We start from the raw sequence: 17,792 nt of genomic DNA on the forward strand, positions 1-17,792 counted from the left end.
TGTACATGTCGAATCAATTGCCGGTCATCAATTTAATGGGACCAACTGCAAGTGGTAAAACCGCTTTGGCATGTGAACTTTATGAGCAGGGTCATTTCGAGCTGATCTCCGTCGACTCTGCGCTGGTTTATCAGGACATGGACATTGGTACCGCGAAGCCGACGAAGGAGGAGCAGGCACGTTATCCGCATCATCTCATCGATATTATTACCCCTTTGGAAGTCTATTCGGCAGCCCAGTTTGTCGAAGATGCCTGCGAGTTAATTGATGATATCCATGCACGCGGTAAAACCCCGATTTTAGTTGGGGGTACCATGCTGTATTTCAAGGCTTTATTGGAAGGATTGTCGAGTAATTTGCCGAGTGCGGATTACGCCGTACGGGCTGAAATTGAGTCCAAGGCGGAGCGTGAAGGCTGGGAGTCGGTCTATCAGGAATTATGTAAGGTCGATGCTTTGGCGGGTCAGAAATTTAAGGTCAGTGATAAACAACGCATTATTCGTGCTTTGGAGGTATTTAGACTGACCGGACAGCCAATTACAAAACTACAAGCTGAACAACCCAAAAATATACCATATCGCTACACATTTCATAATCATGCTTTATTGCCTGATCGTGTAGAATTACACAAGCGTATCGAACAACGTTTAAAAACTATGTGGGATATTGGATTTTTACATGAAGTAGAAGGTTTGATTGAAAAATACGATTTAAATGATAATTTACCCTCCATGCGCTCAGTTGGTTATCGACAAGCTCTAGAATTTATACAAAAAAGTGATCTAAGTGTCGAAAAACGACGAGAAATGGAGGATAAGTCTTTATTTGCAACACGACAACTGGCAAAACGTCAATATACTTGGTTGAGATCTTTGCAAGAATCGCATAATTTTAAAACATATTTGACGGTCCAGCAGGCTCAAGAAGACTTGCGAAAGTGTTACGGATAAAGCAAAATTTAATAACTATCTTTTTTATAATTTTTATTGAGAAATAAAGATAGTTTTTTGCGCTGATTTTTAATTTTTTGGAGTTATAACATGTCTAAAGGTCAAACTTTACAAGATCCGTTCTTAAATTCTCTCCGTAAGGAACGTATTCCTGTTTCTATCTTCCTTGTGAATGGTATTAAATTACAAGGTCATATTGAATCATTTGACCAATATGTAGTTTTGTTAAAAAATACTGTAAGCCAAATGGTTTACAAACATGCGATTTCTACAGTTGTTCCTGCACGTAATCCACGTCCTGCTGGTGCTCCTGCTGGTGCTCAAGGTGCTGGCGGTTTTGGTGGTGGTCAGCCTCAAGGTGGCTTCGGTGGTCAAGGTGGCTTCGGTGGTCAAGGTGGCTTCGGTGGTCAAGGTGGCTTCGGTGGTAATCAAGGTGGTTTCGGTGGCCAAGGTGGTTTCGGTAGCCAAGGTGGTTTCGGTGGCCAAGGTGGTTTTGGTAGCCAAGGTGGTTTCGGTGGTCAAGGCGGCTTCGGTGGTCAAGCAAACCCAGGTTTTGAAGGCGAAACAAAATTTGAAGATTCTCAAGACGATGAAAATAATCGTTAATTGTTAATTCTTAAAAGCCTCTCTTTATGAGAGGCTTTTTTATTTTGAAGCAAATGAATGGACTAAAGATTGTAGACAATTTATCTATGCTTGCTCAATTTGGGCATAAATTTATATATGAAATATCAATAAACCTTAATTAGTTTTCTTGTGGGTAATAAAAAACCAGTTGCTTAAACAACTGGTTTTTGGGCTCAAATCAATTGAGGATTATTTATTTTTTTTACGGTCCAGATTTGGGTCTTTGACTTCTACAAAGGCATTACTACGAATTTCACGTAACCAGCTATCCAGTTCAGCATCGAATTGACGTTCACCCAGAATTTGACGTGCCATGCGTTGTTGATATTCACGTGTCATATCTTGTTGGCGCATATCTGTAACCTGAAGAATGTGCCAGCCAAATTGAGTCTGGAAGGGTGCACTGATCTGACCGACAGCCGTGTTTTTCATTTGCACCTCAAATTCAGGTACCATAACGCCCGGGTTCACCCAGCCTAAGCTGCCGCCATCACGTGCAGAACCCGGATCATTGGAAAAAGTTGATGCCAATACGGCAAAATCTTCACCCGCTTTTAAGCGGTTATAGATACTGTCAATTTGTTGTTTGGCATTTTCAGGACTTACTACTTCCGAAGGCTGAATGAGAATGTGACGTGTCTGGTATTGCGATACGATCGCTTTTTGCGCACCACCTTTACGTTCAATCAATTTTAACACATGAATACCGTCTCGCACTGGAATCAGGTCTGTAGTCTGACCTTCTTGCAACGTACTTACACGGGCTGCCAGTTCAGCCGGGATATCAGACAGGCTTCTAAAGCCCATATCTGCACCCTCCACTTTAACTGTCTTGGTAGTGAACTTTTGGTCAATCGCTTTAACATCATTGCTGTTATTCAGTTCAGCTTTGACAAGTTTTGCAGTTTTTTCTAAGGCTGCTTGGTCATCACCAGATACACGGATATGAATAACATGCGCTTGGTTCCCTAAAGCGGCTTGACCTTGTGGCGTCTTTAAGAAGTTTTCTACATCCTGATCGCTAATTTTAATACGGGACATCACCACTTGTTGACGCAGGCGATTAATTGCTAAATCTTCTGCAATGCGATTGCGCAAGGATTCGTAAGTCCCCGGTGCAATACCATCAAGCTTTTGCTGGAAGGCTTCTAAACTTTTGCTTCCAGATTGACCTGCAACCTTAAGCACAGCTTCATTCAGTTCTCTTTCATTCGGCTTAATATTGTAGCGTTTAACCTGTTCAAGTTGTGCTTGACGAATAATGAGCTGGTCAAGTGCCTGTTGCTGTAAATATTGTTCTGGTGGCAGCTGTTTTTTTTGTGTTTCTAATTGATGTTTGAGTTCTGCGATACCTTGTTCTAAATCACTTTTTAAAATGACACTGTTATCTACCACTGCAACCACTTCATCTGAGGATTGAGCAAATGTAGTCATTGATGAAGATAAGGCTAAAGCAAGCGCAGTCGCTTTAAAAAAATGTTTTAACTGTATTGTCTTCATTAACGTTGTGTCCAAGATTGATTAATATTATTGAAACCTAAAATACGGTTTTCTAGTAAAGATGAAAGCTTGTTGTTGAAGCCGCCTAAGCCTTTGAGGCTAATTTCCGCCATAATGGCACGTTTGGGTGAAACACCATCATCGTTCACGTTGTCCAGGTCATTATAGTAAGAGCGGCCATATACCGAAATGCCCCAGCAACAGGACTCATAATTTACACCGAGTAAATACTCACGAGCGACATTATTGTCCATATCATATTGTGCATGACCTAAAATACGCCAGTTATTTGCTACAGGTTGAATGAATGATGCGACAACCTGATCATACTGGTCTTGACGGTTCGGAATGTCTTTGCGGTAGAAATAACCCAGATTATAAAGATTTCCCTGATTACCTGTGTAATACAATTGCAGATCACGCTGTGCATTATCACCATTCGACATCCATGCAGAATTTGCACCAACGGTGAAATTTTGTGACAGTTGGCTAGAGACACTTAAAATAGGGCCGGTACGACGTTCAGTATCAAACTGATCAGCTTTATTTTCTAGCGTTACCCGGCGATCTTCAAAAAAGAAGCTTTGACCCACGCTGGTTTTTAAGCGTTCTAAACCTACTTCATCAAACAGACTATAACTTAGTCCTAAAGACAGAAAATTATTGTCTTCTAAACGGTCATGTCCATAGAAACGACGTGGACTGAATAACTGATCATAATTGATGGAGGCAGGAGCCGAGTCAAAGTTTGGATGTCCATCCTGGTTTTTATAGGGTGCATAGGCATAAAAAGCGCGAGGAGTAAGTGTTTGCAGATATTTACCTTCTTTTTCAAAGGTTAAACCGGTATCTAAAGTGAATTGGGGGACGGTGACGGTCTTTGTTTCATCTGATGAGCTAATATTCTGAGCAGCAATCGTATTTTGATCATATACGGTATTTATATTGCGCAGTGAAATCTCAGGAATCATAAATGACCAAGGAGTACGATAGTTGTAACGCACTGCAAAATCATTGTAAATACGGGTACCGCTTGGTTCGTTGTTTGGGCTATTGAAATCAGTAATATCTTTTTTAAAGTAAGCGGTGTCATTATTGAATTCATATTGCAAACCTAAGGGATTGCCAGTTTTATAATTCAATAAAAATTGTGGTAGACGTGCATAAGGGCGGTCTACAGATGAAACGGTATTATCGAGCGTTTGGAAATTTTCAACTTTGAGTTGCGCAGATAATCCTGGAATTCCATTGCCGTAATTGAGCTGCCAGGCACGGCGCAAGTTTAATTCTGTTTTTGAGTTGGGATTGTTATTTAAATCAGAGAAATAGTCTTTATCTGAAACATAGTTATATTCAATATTGGTAGAAAACTGGTTGTTGATTTGCCAGTTATGTAAGAATTGCAAGCCTTTACGGTCTTGGTCATTATATTCGTTATCTGCAGCCAAGTAGCCGCCCGATACTCTGCCAGTGCCGTAATTTTTCGTTAAATAGCGGAATTCGCCTTCAAGCATTGCGCCGCGATTACCGATATAGCGCGGTGTAAGGGTTGCATCGTAATTAGGTGCCAAGTTTAAATAAACAGGAACTGTAAGTTCTACGCCACCATCGTTGGTAAATCCAAAACCTGGGGTCAAAATACCGGTAGTGCGACGGTCATCAATCGGGAAGTTGAAATAAGGTACTGCAAGCACCGGTACTTCTTTGACATAAAGTTTGGTACCGCGCGTTTCACCGCGTCCGGTTTCTTTATTTAAGGTAATTTTATCAGCCTGAATTTTCCAGCCTGGTTTTTCATCGGGTGGACAGGTGCTGTAGGTAGCGTTATTCATCACCACCACATTTTCTGAAGTGCGGGTGATTTTTTCTGCACGGCCATGTGCATGCTGCTCTTCAGAAATATAAAAGCTGTTATTTAAATCGCCTTGCTGGGTCTTTAAGTTGTAATTGATCTGGTCACTTTGTGCCAGTAAGCCGGCTTGTGCCATTTGCACGCGACCTTGTGCATTTGCGTAGGTTTGGGTCTGGTCGATGGTGATTTTATCGGCACGAATTTTGCGGCCTTGCTGGTCAATTAATACATTGCCTTCAAGAACAGAGTCGCCATTCGGGTCAAAATGACCATAATCTGCAGTCACTGTAGATGTGGCATTGTCTGGATCTGCAGCTTTGGTCTCCGGACTGATTGGTGTAATCCAGGCGCCTTTGCAATAAGCAGAGCTCAAATACTGTCCCTGACGTTGTTGAGCTTCAGGTGCTGATTTGTCTACATAGTATTGTTCAAAAAATTGTTGTCCAGGATATGACTCCTGAATACTGTCTTTCATTTTTTGGTTGTCGACAGTCGAAGCTGGAATTGTAGATTCAGCATAGCTTGAGATCGAGCTGCCACATAAAAGGGTTAAAATAGCAGTCGCTAAAGGATTAAATTTAAACTGATGCTTCATTTGTATCATTAACCAAGTATGCTTAATCGCAATTAATTATTCTCGCATCATAGAGAAAAAGTTGATAAGTGGCTACACTTAGCACTTTAAAAACTCAGCCTGTATTAGAATTTATCGCAAATGAATACACAACGTGAACAATTGATACAAACATGGATTACATCTGTACTTGGTTCAGATCAATTTGAGACGCATTTTTTGGCAGGCGATGCAAGCTTCCGTCGTTATGCACGAATCAAATTGAATAATAAAACATTTATGCTCATGGATGCACCACCAGAAAAAGAAGATTGTGTGCCTTTTGTGACGATTGATGAATTTTTTGATCAGAATGGTATGCGTGTGCCGCATATTGTTGCCAAAGACCTGGAACTGGGTTTTTTGCTACTCGAAGATTTTGGTGATGTCTTACTTTCGACCTTGCTGAATGAGCAAACGGTAGATACTTATTATGTACAAAGTTTTAAACAGCTGATTCAATTACAAGCCATTGATGGGACAAATCATTTTCCAAATTATTCTTATGAAAAACTGATTTCTGAAATGGAACTGTTGACCGACTGGATGTTGCCGTCATTACACATTCAGCCAACAGCAGAAGAAAGTGCCTTAATCAAACGAACCTTTGCCATTTTAGCCAACGCGGCTTTGGCGCAACCGCAAGTCATTGTACATCGCGACTTTCATAGCCGTAATTTAATGAAAATTGTAGGCGAAACCGATCTGGGGGTGATTGACTTTCAGGATGCGGTTATTGGCGCAGATACCTATGACCTGATTTCAATTACCCGCGATGCCTATGTGCAATGGAACGCAGACCGTGTTTATACATGGTTTAAGACCTTCTATGATCTGTTGCCTGAATCGGCAAAGCAAGACCGTGATTTTGAACAGTTTAAAAAAGATGCCGACATGATGGCGATTCAGCGTCATATCAAAATCTTGGGTATTTTTGTGCGTCTGTTTGAACGCGATGGTAAGTCAGGTTATCTCAAGGATTTACCACGTGTGATGTGGTATTTGCTGGAAGAAAGCCAGCCTTATGCAGAACTACAACCCTTTATACGGTTTATTCACGCTAAAGTGATGCCGAAATTTGAAGCCAAATATGGTCGTTATGAGGTTGCTGCATAAATGAAAGCCATGATTCTTGCTGCAGGGCTGGGTAACCGTATGCGTCCACTGACCCTGCATACGCCAAAACCCTTGCTGGAAGTGGGTGGAAAGCCCTTGATAGTTTGGCATATTGAAAAACTGCAAAGTATTGGCGTCACTGAAATTGTCATCAATACGGCCTGGTTGGGCGAAAAACTGGCCTCAGCTTTGGGTGATGGGTCAGAGTTTGGCGTCAATATCTTGTGGTCACATGAAGGTGAAGGACTAGAAACTGCGGGGGGAATTATCAATGCTTTGCCATTGTTAGGCGAAGAACCTTTTATTCTGGTCAATGGTGATGTCTGGACCACCATGGATTTTGCGACCTTATTTGATGTGAAATTGCAGGATGACCTTGCTCATCTGGTTTTTGTCGATAATCCGGCTCAACATCCCAACGGTGACTTTATCCTTGCTCATGGCCGGGCTTATACTTTTGATCAGGCACAGCAAGGTGAAGCACTGACTTATAGTGGCGTTGCGGTGATTCATCCTGCGATGTTTGCAGGTCTGGAAAATGGTAAACGACCACTGGCACCTTTATTAAAGCAAGCGATGCTTGAACAGCAAATTACTGCATCCAAAATGCAAGGTGTCTGGGTAGATGTTGGCACTCCCGAGCGATTAAATGTACTGGATCAACAAATTAAGCAAGGCTTGTACGATTAAGTGCATATTCACTAAGCACAAGCTACTGTGACTTGTTGTATAAATCGGTATACTTCCATTAACTTTTCGAGACGTTATTTGTATATGCACCAGTTTTTCAAAGAACTTAAGCAGGGTAGTCAAGCTTTGGGTTTGGAGCTTAGCGATGAGGCTTTAAATTTATTACTCAAATACCAGGATGCTTTGGTACTGTGGAATAAAGCATATAACTTGACCGCGATTCGTGATCCGAAAGAGATGCTGGTCAAGCATCTGCTAGATAGCTTGAGTATTTTGAAAGATTTGCCTCAAGGCCGCTTGCTGGATATCGGAACCGGTGGAGGTATGCCAGGCATGATCATTGCATTATGTCAGCCTGAGCGTCAGTGTGTGTTGCTAGACTCGAACGGTAAAAAAATCCGTTTCCTGAAACAGTTTATTGCCGATTTAAAACTAAAAAATGTGGTTGCCGTACAGACGCGTGTCGAAAATGAGGAAAGTATCCAGGAGCTCGGTCAGTTCGACGTCATTACCAGTCGTGCATTTGCCTCTTTAACCGATTTTGTTGCCGCTTCTAAACCTTTTATGCATGCGCACAGTATTATTGCATCGATGAAAGGATTAATCCCTGCGGATGAAGTAGAGGCTTTAAAAAATGAATTCAGTTTTGAGATCATTGAGCTGAAAGTTCCGCGTTTAGACGAACAACGTCATTTGCTTTTATTGAAACATATTTAATTTTTTCGAAGGATTGGGGTCACCATGGCACAAATTATTGCGATTGCGAACCAAAAAGGTGGCGTAGGTAAAACCACAACCGCAGTAAATTTGGCAGCATCGTTAGCTGTTTTAAAAAAGCGCGTTTTACTTGTGGATATGGATTCACAAGGCAATGCCACGATGGGTTCCGGTATTCAGAAAAATGATCTGTTGTATTCGGTCACTGATGTATTATTGGGCGAAGTCCCAATTGAAACTGCAATTACCAAAGCGGAAGTCGGCTATAAAGTTCTCGGGGCTAACCGCGATTTGGCGGGTGTAGAACTGGCCATTGCCGAACAGGATGGCCGCGAATATATTTTGCGTGAAGCATTGCAAGAAATTGAATCTTCTTTTGATTATATTATTGTTGACTGTGCGCCCAGCTTAAGTCTGATTACGGTGAATGCTTTGGCTGCCGTGCAGGGTGTCATGATTCCGATGCAATGTGAATACTATGCTCTGGAAGGTTTGGCGGATTTAACCCAAACCATTGACCGTATTCAGCAAGCCCTAAATCCGGATCTGCAAATTGTGGGCGTTTTGCGCACTATGTACGATGCACGTAATGCTTTAACCCGTGATGTTTCAGAAGAGCTTGAACAGTATTTTGGCAAAAAACTCTATGATACGGTGATTCCGCGTAATGTCCGTTTGGCTGAAGCCCCTGCGCATGGTTTGCCGATTATCTATTTTGAAAAAAGCTCCAAGGGTGCAGTTGCTTACCTGAATCTGGCAGCTGAAATGTTAAAGAAAAGTAAAGTAAAAAAAGGAAGTAACGCATGACCACAAAAAAACGCGGATTAGCAAAAGGTCGTGGTCTGGATGCCTTGCTTGGCTCAATCCAGAAAGAAAAATTACAAATGGAAGCTCAAGCGTTAGATCATGGTCAGCTGAAACAGATTAATGTGCATTTACTCAAGCGCGGTGAATATCAACCGCGACGTTTTATTCATGAGCAAGATCTTCAGGAACTGGCAGCATCGATTGAAAAGCATGGGGTGATGCAGCCGATTGTGATTCGTCCAATTGATGATGAAAAGCATCCCTATGAAATTATTGCCGGTGAGCGTCGTTGGCGCGCAGCACAACTGGCGGGTTTGACGGAAGTTCCTGCAATTGTTCGTGATTTGAATGATCAGGTTGCCATTGCCTTGGCATTGATTGAAAACATTCAACGTCAGGATTTAAACCCGATCGATCAGGCGATGGCACTCCAGCGTTTTCATGAAGAATTCGGTTTAAGTCATCAGGAAATTGCCGATACTGTCGGTAAGGCGCGTACTACAGTCAGTAACTTGTTGCGTTTACTGACACTGGCTGAATCGGTAAAAGACTTCATGCAGCAAGGTTTGCTGGATATGGGGCATGCGCGTGCTATTCTGACTTTAAAGGCTAAAGATCAGCTTAAGGTTGCAGAGCATGTGATTGAGAAAAGTTTATCTGTACGCCAAACCGAACAACTGGTGCGCGACTTGAATACGCCAAAACAAGAAAAACCGAAAGCTGAAATTGCACCCGATATTCAGCAACTGACACAGCGTCTGGCAGAGCGTTTCAGCGCAGATGTGAAAATTGATCATAATAAACAAGGCAAGGGGAAACTTGTCATTCAATACCATTCACTTGATGAATTGGATGGGATATTAAATATCTGCTTTGCAGAATAATTTTTAAAATTTTTATTGGGGAAAACATATGTGGGAATTAGTTAAGGCGGGTGGGTGGCTCATGCTTCCCCTTGTTTTATGTTCAATTTTTACTGTAGCAATCACGATTGAACGCTTTATTCGGTTAAAAAGAACAATGATCTTGCCTAAGGTATTGCTGTTAAATCAGGTGCAAAATATTGATATGGTCATGCAGCAGTTAAAGCAGGATCAAGCCTTACAAAGCAGTACTTTGGGGCGCATTTTTATGGCGGGTTACCAAAGTAAAAATCAAAATGAACAATTTGCCCGTGCACAAATGGAAACCACTGCTTCCCAAGAAATTGGTTATCTGGAAAAAAACATCAACTTCTTGGGAACCTTAAGTGCGGTAGCACCATTATTGGGTTTGTTGGGTACCGTATTGGGTATTATCGAATCCTTCTTGGTGATTGATTTAGGCACCAATAGCAATCCTACTTTAATGATTCCCGGTATTTCTAAAGCGTTGATCACAACGGCAGCAGGGATGTTTATTGCCATTCCTGCACTGTTTGCCTATCGCTATTTTCAGCGTTTGGTACAAGAATACATTGCAGAGCTTGAGCAGCAATCGACCTTATTTCATGCAGCACTTTTCTATCAAAATTCTACAGATCAAGAACAAGATATTAGAAAAGCGGGTTAAGGTGGTGAAAAATGAAATTCAAACGCACACAAGTTGAAGATATTCATATTAATTTAACCCCCATGATTGACTGCTTGCTGTTTATTCTGGTTTTTTTACTGTTATCTACCACGTTCAACCAGTTTAGCCGCATGAATTTAACCTTGCCTGATGCGCAAGGCGTGCCCCCTAAACAGTATGATCACAAAATTGAAGTAGTAGTGGATGCTTCTGGTCACTATTCCATTAATGGACAATCAATTGCCAGCAAAGATGTTGTAGATTTAAGTACCGCAATTAAACAGATTTCCAATGATCGACGTGATTTAATGTTTGTTATTGCTGCGGATGCCAAGGCAACGCATCAGGATGTGATTCGTGTGATGGATGTAGCAGGACAGTTAGGTTTTGTTAACGTCAATATTAGTACCAAAGTTCCGTCTAGGGGTTATGAGTGAAGCAGGATTTTAAAGTCTATCTACGTCTTTTGGGCTATCTGAAGCCTTTTTGGGGTGTAGCGATACTGGTTTTTATCGGTTTTGCAATTAGTGCGGCAACGGAAGTATCTATTGCAAAATTACTGGAAAAAATTATTACCGCTATCCAGAATCGAGATCAAGGCTTTACTTCTATATTTCCTTTTCTGGTTATTTTATTGATGTTCTTTCGCGGTTTAGGTTCCTTTGTTGGGGGCTATTATACCGCAGTCATCTCTCGGAATTTGGTATTTAATATTCGTCAGGAAGTTTTCGCCAAACTGCTTAAGCTTCCATCGCAATATTATCTGGATAATACCAGCGGGCATATCACCGCTAAAATCATGTATAACGTGGAGCAATTAACGGCTGCTTCATCTGAATCTCTAAAAACCATTGTACAACAAGGCCTGATTACCGTCGGATTGTTAGGGTATCTGTTATATAGCAATTGGCGACTTACTTTTATTATTCTGATTTTTGCTCCACTGATGGGGTTGCTGGTTCGTCAAGCCTCAAAACGCATGCGTAAATTATCCCTGCAAGTTCAGGATACTATGGGTGATGTTAACCATGTGGTACAGGAAACGGTGAATGGGAATTTAATTGTTAAAGGTTTTGGCGGACAAGACTACGAACAAACGCGTTTCCGTGACAATTCGCTGGAAAATTTAAGACGCGGTTTAAAAATGGTGGTGGTACAGCAACTGAATAGCCCGATTGTACAGTTGATTATGTCGATTGCCATGGCAATTATCATCTGGATTGCATTACGACCAGAAATTTTACGTGATACCAGCGCGGGTGAATTCGTTGCTTATATTACTGCAGCAGGGATGTTGAGCAAGCCAATTAAAGCTTTAACCGATGTCAATGAAAAATTACAACGTGGCATGGCCGCAGCACATTCCGTTTTTGAGTTGCTGGATTTGTCGGAAGAGCAAAATACCGGTACGGCTACGCCAATGCTGAAAGGCAATATCCAATTTCAGCAGGCTAATTTAATTTATCCAGATGGTCATCATGCGATTCATGATTTTAACCTTGACGTCAAGGCGGGTGAAACCATTGCCTTGGTGGGGCGTTCAGGAGCAGGTAAGACTTCTCTGGTCAATTTGCTGGTACGTTTTCAGGAGTTGAGTTCAGGCAATATTTATTTAGACCAGTATGCCATCCAAGAGCTAGAAATTAATACTTTACGTACACAAATTGCCATGGTGAACCAGCAGGTGGTGTTGTTTAATCGCACTGTACGTGAAAATATTGCCTACGGGCAGCTTGAAAATGCCACTGATGCAGAAATTATTGCAGCTGCAAAAGCTGCCTATGCACATGATTTTATTATGGCTTTGCCACAAGGTTATGATACGCAACTTGGCGCACAAGGCCTGAATCTTTCAGGTGGACAGCGCCAGCGTATTGCCATTGCACGTGCCATTTTGAAAAATGCACCGATCCTGATTCTGGATGAAGCCACCAGTGCACTGGATAATGAATCAGAGTATTTTATCCAGAAAGCATTTGATGCAGCCATGCAAGACCGGACAACGATTGTGATAGCCCATCGTTTATCAACCATTGAAAATGCAGATCGTATTGTAGTGATGGACAACGGTAGAATTGTCGAGCAGGGTACGCACGTAGAATTGATAGCCCAACATGGGGCTTACTATCAGCTGCATCAGCGTAATTTCGAGGAAAATTGATCTATGTCATTTGCACAATTTATTCAAGATGCTTGGAATAGACAGGCCAAGTGGTTGATTGTGCTTAGACCTTTGTCATGGATTTATCGTGGTGGTTTTTTACTGAATAAAAAACTGTACCAATGTGGCGTTAAAGCCAGCTATCAATCTCCAGTTCCGGTGATGGTAATTGGTAATATTACGGTTGGTGGTAGCGGTAAAACACCATTGCTGATTCAACTGGTCAATTATCTACAAAGTCAAAATGTTCGTGTCGGTGTCATCAGTCGCGGTTACGGTGGAAAAGGACCTTTTCCTGCTTATGTGGATTTGGAGTCAGTTCCTGAAGTGGTAGGGGATGAACCCTGTCTGATTGTTCAGTCTACTGGTGTGCCCATGGTAGTGGGATCAAACCGGCAGCATAGTATTGAATATTTGTTGTCAAAACATGAGCTGGATTTAATTATCAGTGATGACGGTTTGCAACACTGGGCTTTAGCACGACAAATTGAGTGGATTGTGCTCGATCAGAATCGTGGCTTAGGCAATCAAAAGTTATTGCCCGAAGGATATTTACGCGAACCGCCAAGCCGCTTAACGACAGCGACGGTCATTGAGCATGCCAGTCAGCCAAATTCTGCACTGAATATGCATTTAGAAATTGCTGCGCCTTATTTGCTTAATGATACGGTAGATGAAAGATCTTTTAATCCGGCTGATAATTTTTATGCCGTGGTCGGTATCGGTTTTCCACAGCGTTTTTATAGCACTTTAGATTCCATGGGGATTCATCAGTTTCAGTGTCATGAATTTCCTGATCACTATGATTATGAAATTACCGATCTGCAGTTTGAAGATAACAATCCCATTATTACTACCGAAAAAGATGCGGTAAAACTGCTGCCTTTATTAAAGCAAAATCCAGATTTTAAACGGGAAATCTGGGTGGTTCCTGTTGAAGCAGTGCTTTCACCACAGTGCTATGATGTTTTGCATCAACAGTTACGGCAACTTGGTATTCAAATTTCTTAAGGTTCATTGTTTATGAAACATATTGTTATTCCTGCACGTTTTGCAAGTTCCCGTTTGCCGGGCAAGCCGCTATTGGAAATTCATGGTCGTCCAATGATTCTACGTGTGGCGGATCAGGCAAAAAAAGTGGCTGGTTTTGATGATTTATGTGTGGCAACCGATGATGAGCGTATTGCTGAAGTTTGCCGTGCAGAAGGGGTGGATGTGGTTATCACCAGTGCAGATCATCCCTCAGGCACCGACCGTTTAAGTGAAGTTGCCCGCATTAAAGGCTGGGACAGCGAAGACATTATTGTCAATGTGCAAGGTGATGAACCTCTGCTTCCGGCTCAATTGGTACAGCAGGTCGCGCAATTGTTGGAATCGCAACCTGAATCTTCCATGTCGACACTCTGTGAGCCAATTCATAGTCTGGAAGAGTTTCAGCGCGACAGTATTGTGAAAGTGGTGATGTCCAAATATAACCAGGCTTTGTATTTTAGCCGTGCCACGATTCCTTATGACCGTGATGGTGCAAAACAAGAAATTCAGCAATTACATCAGCAGGCATACCGTCATTTGGGCTTGTATGCCTACCGTGTGAATTTGCTGCAAGAATATGTGTCTTGGGATATGGGTGCGCTGGAAAAACTGGAAAGTCTGGAACAATTACGTGTACTGGAAAATGGTCATCGTATTGCAATTGCTGTTGCAGAAGCCAACTTGCCACCGGGTGTAGATACCCAGGCAGATCTGGATCGTTTGAATCAGATGGATGTTTCTTGCTTCGAATAAGGTGAACAGCTCCATGCAAAATAATGTTGTGGCACAAGTTTATCCATGGCAGCAAACGGTTTGGGAGACCTTGACCGGACGCTTTCCTAAACTGGGGCATGGCCTGCTTTTTTATGGTAAAAAAGGCTGTGGCAAGGAAGCTTTTGCACAATATTTTTTGGCTTGGGTGTTATGTGCCAATCGTCATGAAAATAATGCCCCTTGTGGTGAATGTGGCAGTTGTTTGTGGTTAAAGTCTGATACCCATCCCAACTATGTTCATATCAGCACAGATGAAGACAATAAAAAGCAGAATGCCAAAATCAAGATTGAGAAAATCCGTGATTTATTGCCCTTTGTGCAGCAAACCGTAGATGGCTGGCGTGTGATTGTGATTGAACCGGCAGAGGCTTTAAATATCGCCTCTGCCAATGCATTACTCAAAACCTTGGAAGAGCCGGGTGATCGGGTAGTCATTATTTTACTGGCCGATCATTACTTAAAACTTCCAGCCACGATTCGCAGCCGTTTGCAGCATTTTGCGCTGGATCGTATTTCTTCTTCGCAAGCAGATGCGTATTTAACCGAGCATTTACCCAATTTAGATCAAATGCAAAAACAACTGTTGATGAATTTATCTAATCAGATGCCATTACAGGCCATGCAGCTGGCTGAAATGGAATGGTTAAATAAGCGACAAGAATTTTTAATGGACTGGCAAAAACTGGTCACGCAAAAAAATATGCCGATGGCGATTGCGACCAAGTGGAATAAAGTCTTAAATTTTAGTGACTTTTCACAAATGTTTGAATACTTGTTGTCAGATTTAATTTGTGTCAAGCTCAGTCAGCAAGTTAAAAATTCCGATCTTGATTTGAGTGCATTATCCGAACAATATACCTTGGAATTTTTATTTGCGGTTTATTCTGATTTGCAGCAAGCTAAACAATATATTGAGCAAAATGTACAAAGCAATTTAGTGCTTGATCAATTGTGTATAAAACTAATGAACATTTAAATATTTTTAAGGGGAATAAAAATGCAACCACGTATGGGCGGTATTATTCATGCCAATATCCCGGATATAGAAACTCTGTATGCCAGCTATATGCCTTATGTTGTCGGTGGAGGATTGTTTATTCCGACCAAACAGCCGGTTAAGCTTGGTGAAGAAGTGTTTGTGCTGGCAACCTTACCCGAACAATCACAAAAAATTCCTTTAACAGGCAAGGTCATCTGGGTCTCCCAAAAACAAAATGGCATCAAATTACAAGGTTTTGGTATGCAATTGACCGGAGAAAAAGGCGTTTATTACAAATCAGAAGCTGAAAAGTTGCTTACAGGCCTTAAGTCTGAAGGTCGAACTAGTTACACTATGTAGATATTTAAAAGATTTAGGAAATCACTGTGTTTGTAGATACTCACTGCCATTTAACCATGCTGGATCTAACGCCTTATGATGGCAATCTGGACTTGGCATTAGCTCAGGCGCGTGAAGCAGGGGTATCCAAATTCATGACTATCTCTGTTGATCTGGATGACCATATCGAGCTGGCTAAAATTGCCTCACGCCATGCTGATGTGGGCTACAGTGTGGGTGTTCATCCCTGTGAAGACCCTGCGGTCATGGCACGTGCCACTACAGATTATCTGATTGAACTGGCACAGCCTGAAAAGGTCTGGGCGATTGGTGAAACCGGCCTGGATTATTTTCATAGCACCGATTTTATTGCTGAACAAAAAGAATGTTTTGCCCGCCATATTCATGCCTCACAGGCAGTAAAAAAACCGGTGGTGGTGCATACCCGTGCAGCGAAACACGATACAGTCGATATCATTCGGGCTGAAAAATCCACGCATGGTATTTTGCACTGTTTTACTGAAGACTGGGAAACCGCGAAAGCTGTGCTGGATTGTGGTTATTATGTGTCATTTTCCGGAATTGTCTCTTTTAAAAATGCGCAGGATTTACGTGATGTGGCCAAGCAGGTTCCACTAGATCGGGTGCTGATTGAAACCGATAGTCCTTATCTGGCACCGATGCCATATAGAGGAAAATCTAATGAACCAAAATACGTGCCTTATGTAGCCAAAGCCCTAAGTGATGTATATGATAAGTCTGTTGAGGAAATTGCTTTCATTACAATGCAAAACTTTGAAAACCTCCTTAATTTAAAGTAAATAAATTAAATTGATATAAGCGCAGAAGAGAATTACAGAGTGAAGATGGATCGTCAGGCTCAGTTTCGAGCAAGAGAAGCGTTAATTTTTCAGGTTGCAGAGCAGTTGCTGTTAGAAAATGGCGAATCAGGGATGACACTAGATGCGTTGGCAGCAGAACTCGATTTGGCGAAGGGAACTCTATATAAGCATTTCCAGAGTAAAGATGAACTGTACATGCTTCTGATTATTCGTAATGAGAACATGTTACTCGAGATGATTAAGGATGCAGAGAAGGCTTTTCCCGAGCATCTGGCATTCTTTATGTTGCATCATTTACATCATCCTGAGCGCACGGTACTCTTCCATCAAATTGAAGAACGTTTGTCTACGACCGGTATTGGGATCAATCTACTATTTAGTGAACTGTATCAAGTGAGAAAACAGCGTTTACGGATTATTATCCGTATGACTGAAAGCTATCTGGAAAGTATTCAAAGCAGCATGTCGACACGCGATTATCTGGCCTCCATTTGGGCCCTAACTCATGGTGCTGCGGCTATTCTAAATTCCAGTTTTTACCAGCGTTATTTGGGTTCACGTGACACATTGCGCGTAGCCTATATTGATCAGGCACTGGCAATGCCAAAACAGGTCAGTTCTGCGGAACAGTTTGCTTAAAGGTATGCTATGAAGCCAATCCGACCATTATCAGTTCGTGGTTTTACCTTAATCGAGTTGATGGTGGTCATTGTGATTATGGCAATCATGGCTTCTTTAATTTTGACCAATATTAACGTGGTAGACCAGCGTAAAGCGATGCAGGCACGGGAAGTGTTTATTATGGATTTACGCAGGATTAACCGTGAAGCCAATGATCAGGCGCGCATTTTCGCCCTGGATGTGCACAGCGCGACAGATGTATCACCATTCCGTTACGGGGTGGTTGAATACATCATTCCTTCCATTCAAACCGTAGCCCCGCAAATTGTTGAAGAAAACAAAAAATGGCAACCATATGCGGAATTTGCTCAAAGGGCTTTACCCGAGCATGTTTCTTTTAGCATCACTTCACTCGATCATGCTTATGAAAATGCCAATAATGAGGATTTATTGAATTCGAATGCACCGCAGCTGTTGTGGCTGGGCAATGGTGAGACCAAGCCGGTACGAATTCAATTTTATTTTGAACAGCGTCCGATTGGCGAAGAAATCGAGATTGATCATCTGGGTAAAATCAATGCAAGCTAGATACTCTAGGCATCACGGCTCTCCAAATAAAGC

Annotated in this window: 19 protein-coding genes; 17 read left to right on the forward strand and 2 right to left on the reverse strand. The window is 41.9% G+C overall.

Annotated elements, in window-relative coordinates:
• Positions 1-5: 5 nt before the first annotated feature.
• Both miaA and hfq read left to right on the forward strand, forming a co-directional pair.
• The gene (gene miaA / locus FTT87_RS08250; protein WP_180041689.1) at positions 6-950 is read left to right on the forward strand and encodes a tRNA (adenosine(37)-N6)-dimethylallyltransferase MiaA; all 945 of its coding nucleotides are present in this window, start codon (positions 6-8) and stop codon (positions 948-950) included.
• A gap of 90 nt (positions 951-1,040) precedes the next feature.
• Positions 1,041-1,556: an RNA chaperone Hfq gene (hfq, locus tag FTT87_RS08255; RefSeq protein ID WP_086195493.1), complete on the forward strand. Its 516-nt coding sequence runs from the start codon at positions 1,041-1,043 to the stop codon at positions 1,554-1,556.
• Between the two features lie 210 nt (positions 1,557-1,766).
• Here hfq and FTT87_RS08260 read toward each other — a convergent pair whose 3' ends face one another.
• Both FTT87_RS08260 and FTT87_RS08265 read right to left on the reverse strand, forming a co-directional pair.
• Positions 1,767-3,077 carry a peptidylprolyl isomerase gene (locus tag FTT87_RS08260; protein WP_180041687.1) on the reverse strand — a complete coding sequence of 437 codons (1,311 nt, stop codon included), beginning with the start codon at positions 3,075-3,077 and terminating at the stop codon, positions 1,767-1,769.
• Positions 3,077-5,524, reverse strand: coding sequence for an LPS-assembly protein LptD (locus FTT87_RS08265; RefSeq protein WP_180174679.1), 2,448 nt, complete (start codon positions 5,522-5,524; stop codon positions 3,077-3,079). The genes FTT87_RS08260 and FTT87_RS08265 overlap by 1 nt, the downstream gene beginning before the upstream one ends.
• A gap of 120 nt (positions 5,525-5,644) precedes the next feature.
• Between FTT87_RS08265 and FTT87_RS08270 the strand changes: the two genes are divergently transcribed.
• The 15 genes from FTT87_RS08270 to FTT87_RS08340 all read left to right on the forward strand — a co-directional run bounded on the left by FTT87_RS08270 (position 5,645) and on the right by FTT87_RS08340 (position 17,759).
• Complete coding sequence (locus tag FTT87_RS08270) at positions 5,645-6,658, forward strand: aminoglycoside phosphotransferase family protein (RefSeq protein WP_180174680.1); 1,014 nt, start codon at positions 5,645-5,647, stop codon at positions 6,656-6,658.
• Entirely contained in the window at positions 6,659-7,348 is a 690-nt protein-coding gene (gene murU, locus FTT87_RS08275) for an N-acetylmuramate alpha-1-phosphate uridylyltransferase MurU (protein WP_180080362.1), read from the forward strand.
• A gap of 84 nt (positions 7,349-7,432) precedes the next feature.
• Positions 7,433-8,065: a 16S rRNA (guanine(527)-N(7))-methyltransferase RsmG gene (gene rsmG / locus FTT87_RS08280; protein ID WP_180080359.1), complete on the forward strand. Its 633-nt coding sequence runs from the start codon at positions 7,433-7,435 to the stop codon at positions 8,063-8,065.
• Positions 8,066-8,089: 24 nt separating this feature from the next.
• Positions 8,090-8,872, forward strand: a complete 783-nt coding sequence (locus FTT87_RS08285; protein WP_086195487.1) for a ParA family protein — start codon at positions 8,090-8,092, stop codon at positions 8,870-8,872.
• Positions 8,869-9,756 carry a ParB/RepB/Spo0J family partition protein gene (locus FTT87_RS08290; RefSeq protein WP_086195486.1) on the forward strand — a complete coding sequence of 296 codons (888 nt, stop codon included), beginning with the start codon at positions 8,869-8,871 and terminating at the stop codon, positions 9,754-9,756. The genes FTT87_RS08285 and FTT87_RS08290 overlap by 4 nt, the downstream gene beginning before the upstream one ends.
• Before the next feature lie 28 nt (positions 9,757-9,784).
• A complete protein-coding gene (locus tag FTT87_RS08295; protein WP_180174681.1) occupies positions 9,785-10,423 on the forward strand; it encodes a MotA/TolQ/ExbB proton channel family protein in 639 nt (212 codons plus the stop codon).
• Positions 10,424-10,434: 11 nt separating this feature from the next.
• Positions 10,435-10,860 carry a biopolymer transporter ExbD gene (locus FTT87_RS08300; RefSeq protein ID WP_166168875.1) on the forward strand — a complete coding sequence of 142 codons (426 nt, stop codon included), beginning with the start codon at positions 10,435-10,437 and terminating at the stop codon, positions 10,858-10,860.
• Positions 10,857-12,584: a lipid A export permease/ATP-binding protein MsbA gene (gene msbA / locus FTT87_RS08305; RefSeq protein WP_180041674.1), complete on the forward strand. Its 1,728-nt coding sequence runs from the start codon at positions 10,857-10,859 to the stop codon at positions 12,582-12,584. The genes FTT87_RS08300 and msbA overlap by 4 nt, the downstream gene beginning before the upstream one ends.
• A 3-nt stretch (positions 12,585-12,587) precedes the next feature.
• The gene (lpxK, locus tag FTT87_RS08310; protein ID WP_180174682.1) at positions 12,588-13,595 is read left to right on the forward strand and encodes a tetraacyldisaccharide 4'-kinase; all 1,008 of its coding nucleotides are present in this window, start codon (positions 12,588-12,590) and stop codon (positions 13,593-13,595) included.
• Between the two features lie 12 nt (positions 13,596-13,607).
• Positions 13,608-14,369 carry a 3-deoxy-manno-octulosonate cytidylyltransferase gene (kdsB, locus tag FTT87_RS08315; protein ID WP_180174683.1) on the forward strand — a complete coding sequence of 254 codons (762 nt, stop codon included), beginning with the start codon at positions 13,608-13,610 and terminating at the stop codon, positions 14,367-14,369.
• Positions 14,370-14,382: 13 nt separating this feature from the next.
• Positions 14,383-15,366 (forward strand): DNA polymerase III subunit delta', encoded by a 984-nt coding sequence (locus tag FTT87_RS08320; protein WP_180174684.1) that lies wholly within the window; start codon positions 14,383-14,385, stop codon positions 15,364-15,366.
• Positions 15,367-15,387: 21 nt separating this feature from the next.
• Complete coding sequence (locus FTT87_RS08325; RefSeq protein ID WP_092818360.1) at positions 15,388-15,729, forward strand: PilZ domain-containing protein; 342 nt, start codon at positions 15,388-15,390, stop codon at positions 15,727-15,729.
• 26 nt (positions 15,730-15,755) lie between these two features.
• Positions 15,756-16,529, forward strand: a complete 774-nt coding sequence (locus FTT87_RS08330) for a TatD family hydrolase (RefSeq protein ID WP_180041655.1) — start codon at positions 15,756-15,758, stop codon at positions 16,527-16,529.
• Between the two features lie 45 nt (positions 16,530-16,574).
• Positions 16,575-17,189, forward strand: coding sequence for a TetR/AcrR family transcriptional regulator (locus FTT87_RS08335; protein ID WP_086195477.1), 615 nt, complete (start codon positions 16,575-16,577; stop codon positions 17,187-17,189).
• A gap of 9 nt (positions 17,190-17,198) precedes the next feature.
• Positions 17,199-17,759, forward strand: coding sequence for a type II secretion system protein (locus tag FTT87_RS08340; RefSeq protein WP_180041653.1), 561 nt, complete (start codon positions 17,199-17,201; stop codon positions 17,757-17,759).
• Positions 17,760-17,792 lie beyond the last annotated feature (33 nt).

It is taken from the genome of Acinetobacter sp. YH01022, from assembly GCF_013420235.1.
Classification (GTDB): Bacteria; Pseudomonadota; Gammaproteobacteria; order Pseudomonadales; family Moraxellaceae; genus Acinetobacter.